This is a genomic window from Sphingobacterium sp. UBA1498 (genome assembly GCF_002325125.1).
Lineage (GTDB): Bacteria > Bacteroidota > Bacteroidia > Sphingobacteriales > Sphingobacteriaceae > Sphingobacterium.
Window position 1 is genome coordinate 1 of sequence record NZ_DCRG01000010.1, and the last position, 5,870, is coordinate 5,870.

The following is a 5,870-nucleotide window of genomic DNA, read 5'->3' on the forward strand; positions in this document are numbered from 1 at the left end:
CCTTGTCGGACAGCTTCTTTTTTTGTAACCGCTAAAACATAGATTGTATGGATTTAAAATTACTTAACATAAGAATTTAAGAAAGTATTTAAGTCCATCTTCTTCGTTTCTTCGCCCTCTTTCTCGCGAATCAAAACATTCCCGACGTGATCAGCATCTAGAAATAGTAGATTCGCTTTTAATATAATCTTTCCCTGTTCGTCCAGCAATCCAATTTTACCATTTTCAGAGAACATCAGATAATTGTCCAAAAATTTACTGATGTTTTCTTTCTTATCGAGCAGAATTTTCCCTTCTTCTGTGACCAATCCAAAATTACCGTCTTTTTGGAATATGGCAATTTTTTGATTTGCTGGCGTCAGCCAGTCAAATCCTTCTTTATTTACCTTTCCCCCCTTCTTATCCAATAACCAAAAATAATTATCTTTATCTGAAACAATGGCAGTGTGTTCATTAAAGTATGCTAAAGAGAAAAGAGAGCAAGGCAATACTTCTTCTCCTGCCGTGTTTTTTATACCATAATATTCATCATTGGTATTTTTATCCTTAACCATCGTCCATTTAAGTGATCTATCCAATGGAAAAGTGTCTTCAAATAAACCGACATCTTCTGCCTGGCTATCATTATCTCCCCCGGAGATATCAATAACCTTCGCGTTTTTAGGCAATTGAAAGTCTGCAACAAAAGATGTATTGGCCACTTTTGTTGTTTCGAAACCAAGCTCATTGCTTTCACCTAAAGACAATTTAAGCACACCACCAGGCAAATCATTTATAAATGGAAAGGCAGTCAAATAATAAGTCGGTACTGCTTCCGAATACCAAACAGTTGCGATAGCCGAATCCGCATTGTTTTTAAAAAACAACTTTGCTTTTTTACAGGTAATGCCCGCTATTGATTCTATTTCGCCCATATCTTGCAGCTGCACATAAGGGCCTTCGGATTCTTCCGGCTTTACACCAACAATCTTATACGATGGATGATATACTTCAGCAGTGACGACATCATCTCCTGCTGAATACGAATACGTTTTTGCTAACTTTCGATTTAAAACAGCATGTGTCTTTTGATTCACTATAGTGGAAGAATAATAGGCATCAGCCAAAACCTCTACATTCCGATAAGCCATTTTTCCTTTCAAAAATGGCTCATAAAACTCCTTTGCAAATTCTGGAACGTCATTTTCAAACTTTTCAGGCGACACTTCACCTTTAAAAACCAACTCCATCTGCCATTGCTTATCTTGCGCATAAGTTGTCGAAATTGATAATCCAAATAATAGTGCAACTTTGAGTAAATTATTCATAAGAATGTTAAATATGTAGCTAAATAACAAAAGACAGACCAAAAAGTCTATTTTTTTAAGCTATTTTTTTATTTAAGCACTTTCTAGCTGTATATTCTAGTACAATATTCATAAGATATTTTGTGAAAAAGCACTACAACTTTATCATCAATTTAGTTTTCACAGCTTCATCGCATGCCAAAGCGATTCGCAGACTGTTAATAGCATCTTCCATTGAATCAGTAAGATCCAAATTCTCTAAAATTGCCCGCAGAAAGAATAGCTGCTCCCGATTACATAATTCTTGATGACCAGGCTCATCCGATAAGTTAATCCATTCATCGGCCTTCTTAAATTCATTGGCTGAATCTAAATCACTATAATGTATTCTTAGGCTTTCCGTTTGTGTGTGTGAGGCGACCGAATCCGATTTCCCCTCATCGCTGGCTTTGTTAGCGACAATGGAAACTGCACCATTTGGTCCAAAAATATCTTTTACAAAAAAAGCGTTCTGACTCACCATTGGCCCCCATCCGGCTTCGTACCATCCTACAGAACCGTCCTCAAAATGCAACTGAAGTTGCCCATAGTTATAGTTCCACGCTGGAATCTCATCGGTTAATCGTGCACCTATTGCAGATACATACAATGGTTTTGCGCCCACCATTTGACACATGACATCAATATAGTGGACCCCGCAATCAACAATGGGACTTAAGCTAGACATTAAATTTTTATGCACATCCCACATATATCCATGACTCTGTTGATTGAGGTTCATACGCATAACAAGTGGCTTTCCCATCGTTTTAGAAATCTCGATGAACTTGATCCAGGATGGATGGTATCTCAAGATATAACCAACAACCAATTTTCTATCGTATTTTATTGCCGCATCCACTACCTGCTGTGCTGAAATTACGTTTTCAGCTATGGGCTTCTCGATAAAGACGTGAGCCCCAGCCTGAAAGGCTTTTATAGCATAATCTCTATGCGTATCTGGATAGGTGGCTATACACACGGCATCCGGTTTCGTTTCCTCAAGTGCCTGCTCATAAGACGAAAATAATTTATAGTTTCCTCCCAATTCTTCATTCAGCTTACCTTTGCTCTCTCCACGAGCTACTAGACCTACAATTTGAAAGCCATCTAAATCGTGATAAGCCCTTGCATGAGATGCGCCCATATTTCCACATCCAACAACTAATATTTTAACAACCTGTTGCATCATTTTTTCTTTTTATATTATCTCTTTAATCCATCTAAAGCGAATGCTGCTCCTGTTCCCAGTGCAGCACCAGCCAATACATCGGTGGGAAAGTGTACGCCCAAATACATCCGTGAATAACCAACACTACTTGCCCATAAAAGGGATGGGGCGACGACGTACCACTTCGAATAGGCACGTGACAAAGCAGTTGCGGTAGCAAAAGCGGAAGACGTATGCCCAGAGGGAAAGGAATATCCACTGGCCGTACGAACCGATATGAAATTAGGATATTTTTTAAAAGGTCTACTGCGCTTAAACAAATGTTTCAAACCCACATTCACCAAAGCAGTTACAGCCGTACTGCTAGCAACATACAAAGCATTCTGACGCATCATTTTATCATCATTGACTGCACCAGCAACCAGTAAACCGACGGGAACTGCAATCTGAACATAATTATTGATATCAGAAAGCACTTTAAATGTTTGTGTTTGCGGCACAGTCCTGGTTTCAGCAATCGACTCCAATATCCGGATATCTAATGTAGAAGCAGGTATTTCCTGCGCTACAGCGCCTATATAGGAACAATTCAACCAGCAAACAAAAATAAAAACTAATCTTTTCATCCAGTAAATAATCTCTCTATTTATAATTTCTTCACCCCTTAAAAATAAGGAAATTTATGTGAGTTGTCACCTTATTAAAGACGTTTAAATTTGAATCAAACTCATTACTGGTCTGTAAAGTATACGAAACAGTATGCTCCAAGCTATCAAATCAGTATTGTCATACGCCCAGATTTTGCATGTAGTATACACTAGCCATATTTTCACTTATTTTTGTATCCAAATTAGAATCCGCTTAATAATAAGCCTGTTTAGATGACAATTTTAAAATGATGGCCTTGGATTTCCAATTAATTTACTATACATTTGCTTACAGTTATTAATACAAACATGGTTTATACTTACGTACATCATTTTCATTTCCATCATCGCCGTTGTGGCGATATGTTAATTTAATGTGTTCTTACGTAGAATACCTTCCCTCTTGTTTGATTTCTTATTATTAATAATTTACTGCTAACATTATAAAGCGTTGAAAAATCTTAAAATTGCTATCCAAAAATCGGGTAGGTTAAACGAAAAATCTGTTCAATTACTGAAAAACTGTGGTTTAGACTTCGAGAACTACAAGAGCTCTTTAATTACCACTGTGGGAAATTTTCCATTGGAAATATTGTTTTTGAGAGACGATGATATTCCGGGTTATGTAGAACAAGGCATAGCCGATCTTGGTATCGTAGGTGAAAACATCATTGATGAGACTGAATCCAAAGTAGAATACATCAAGAGACTCGGTTTTGGAAAATGCACATTGAAATTAGCTATCCCCAAAGATAGTAACATTCAGGACATTAAAGACCTTAATGGTAAAGCAATCGCGACCTCTTATCCAAATATCCTCAAGAACTTTCTAAACGAGTACAATATTAATGCAGACATCCGTTTGATCTCTGGCTCCGTTGAGATTTCTCCCGGCTTGGGCCTTAGTGATGCAATCTGTGATATCGTATCTACAGGTGGAACGTTAAAAAGCAATGGTTTAAAACCTTTTGCTGATGTGAAGAATTCAGAAGCCATTTTGGTGGGAAGAAAAGGATTAGAGGGTAATGAAGTTTTGACTGAATTAGTACAACGCATCGAATCTGTTCTTTTAGCAAAAGAAACCAAATATGTGGTATTGAATGTCGAAAAGAAGAATTTGCCGGCTATTACTTCTTTACTCCACGGCGTTAAGAGCCCTACGGTTGTTCCACTTGCAGAAGAAGGCTGGGTAGCCGTACATACCGTTATCACCGAAGATGACTTTTGGGATAAGATCAACAAATTAAAAGCTGAAGGTGCCCAAGGTATCGTTGTGATGCCCGTTGAAAAAATCATTCTTTAAACTTGATGCACTTATACAACCATGTTAAAAAAATATGATTACAAGACGTTAGGAAAATCCGAAATTCAACAACTGGTTGCCAGGAACACGGATCCGAACAATGCAATACAAGAGGTTGTCCAGGAAATTATTCAACAGGTACGCCAGCAAGGAGATGTCGTGTTACGCGAATATGCTGCTAAATTTGACAATGTTGAACTCGAACGACTGTATTTGGACGAGGACGATATCGATGCGTTAGCATCTACCATAGACCGTGATCAGCAAAGAGCACTGGAAATTGCTTTTCAGAATATTCATAAGTTTCATAGTACGCAATTAAAAAGAGAACGCACTGTTGAAACCATGCCCGGCGTAAAATGCTGGCGGGAGGTGCGCCCTATTGAAAAAGTCGGTCTCTATATCCCTGGAGGATCAGCGGTCTTACCTAGCACACTTTTAATGCTTGGTATTCCCGCAAGAATAGCTGGGTGCAAAGAAATTGTCGTTTGTTCTCCCCCCCAATCCAACGGAAAAATTAATGGATTTGTCGCTTTTTGTTTAAAATTACTGAAGATAAATAGAATATACTTGGTTGGAGGTGCTCAGGCTGTTGCTGCTATGGGATTTGGAACAAAGACAATACCCAAAGTCGATAAGATTTTTGGCCCAGGCAATCAATTTGTCACGAAGGCAAAATCCATTATACAGGGTCTGGCAAATGTTAGCATAGATATGCCTGCCGGCCCATCCGAAGTATTAGTCGTCGCTGATGACTCGGCTAATCCGGCTTTTGTTGCCGCCGATCTTTTGGCACAAGCCGAACACGGCGTCGACAGCCAAGCTGTCTTGGTTGCAACTTCTACGGCTATAGTTGATGCGGTCAACACAGAACTGGCAGCCCAATTGGCGGTCTTACCGCGCAAGGAACTTGCTGCAAAAGCTATTGACAATTCTTATGCGGTAACTGTTGATAACCTTCAGGAAGCGCTACAATTTTCAAATGATTACGCTCCAGAACACCTTATTTTGGAAACGGATCAATGGGAGTCTTTAACACGCTATATCAGTAACGCTGGTTCAGTATTTTTAGGACACTTAACCCCGGAAAGCGCGGGTGATTATGCTTCGGGTACTAATCATACGCTGCCTACATCGGGATATGCACGCTCCTACTCAGGCGTATCGGTGGATTCTTTTGTAAAAAAAGTTACTTTCCAACACATTAGCGAAACTGGGCTCCAACACATTGGGACTGTAGTTGAAATACTCGCTGAACTTGAGGGTTTGCAGGCGCATAAAAATGCGATTTCCATTCGAAAAAAATCATAAAACATAGACCGTTTAAATCACAAAAGAGGCTGTCTCAAAATGACAGTCTCTTTTTTTTGCATTATCTAAGGCTCATAATTTGTTTTAATTGTTTGATTTTCATATATTTATAG

Annotated in this window: 5 protein-coding genes; 2 read left to right on the forward strand and 3 right to left on the reverse strand. The window is 38.8% G+C overall.

The features are described 5' to 3' along the window. Nucleotides 1-59: 59 nt before the first annotated feature. From B3139_RS07805 to B3139_RS07815, 3 genes are all read right to left on the reverse strand, one after another. Nucleotides 60-1,307: a hypothetical protein gene (locus B3139_RS07805; protein ID WP_293881600.1), complete on the reverse strand. Its 1,248-nt coding sequence runs from the start codon at nucleotides 1,305-1,307 to the stop codon at nucleotides 60-62. A gap of 133 nt (nucleotides 1,308-1,440) precedes the next feature. Further along, a complete protein-coding gene (locus B3139_RS07810; protein ID WP_293881602.1) occupies nucleotides 1,441-2,517 on the reverse strand; it encodes a Gfo/Idh/MocA family protein in 1,077 nt (358 codons plus the stop codon). A gap of 14 nt (nucleotides 2,518-2,531) precedes the next feature. Then, nucleotides 2,532-3,122, reverse strand: coding sequence for a phosphatase PAP2 family protein (locus B3139_RS07815; protein ID WP_286776925.1), 591 nt, complete (start codon nucleotides 3,120-3,122; stop codon nucleotides 2,532-2,534). Between the two features lie 472 nt (nucleotides 3,123-3,594). Here B3139_RS07815 and hisG point away from each other — a divergent pair, with 472 nt between their 5' ends. Continuing rightward, entirely contained in the window at nucleotides 3,595-4,446 is an 852-nt protein-coding gene (hisG, locus tag B3139_RS07820) for an ATP phosphoribosyltransferase (protein ID WP_293881607.1), read from the forward strand. Between the two features lie 21 nt (nucleotides 4,447-4,467). After that, the gene (hisD, locus tag B3139_RS07825) at nucleotides 4,468-5,757 is read left to right on the forward strand and encodes a histidinol dehydrogenase (protein WP_293881609.1); all 1,290 of its coding nucleotides are present in this window, start codon (nucleotides 4,468-4,470) and stop codon (nucleotides 5,755-5,757) included. Nucleotides 5,758-5,870 lie beyond the last annotated feature (113 nt).

Excerpts from the sequence above, each read along its gene's own strand:
- B3139_RS07805 (WP_293881600.1), bottom strand. The coding sequence starts at position 1,307 with ATGAATAATTTACTCAAAGTTGCACTATTATTTGGATTATCAATTTCG.
- B3139_RS07810 (WP_293881602.1), bottom strand. The coding sequence starts at position 2,517 with ATGATGCAACAGGTTGTTAAAATATTAGTTGTTGGATGTGGAAATATG.
- B3139_RS07815 (WP_286776925.1), bottom strand. The coding sequence starts at position 3,122 with ATGAAAAGATTAGTTTTTATTTTTGTTTGCTGGTTGAATTGTTCCTAT.
- hisD (WP_293881609.1), top strand. The coding sequence starts at position 4,468 with ATGTTAAAAAAATATGATTACAAGACGTTAGGAAAATCCGAAATTCAA.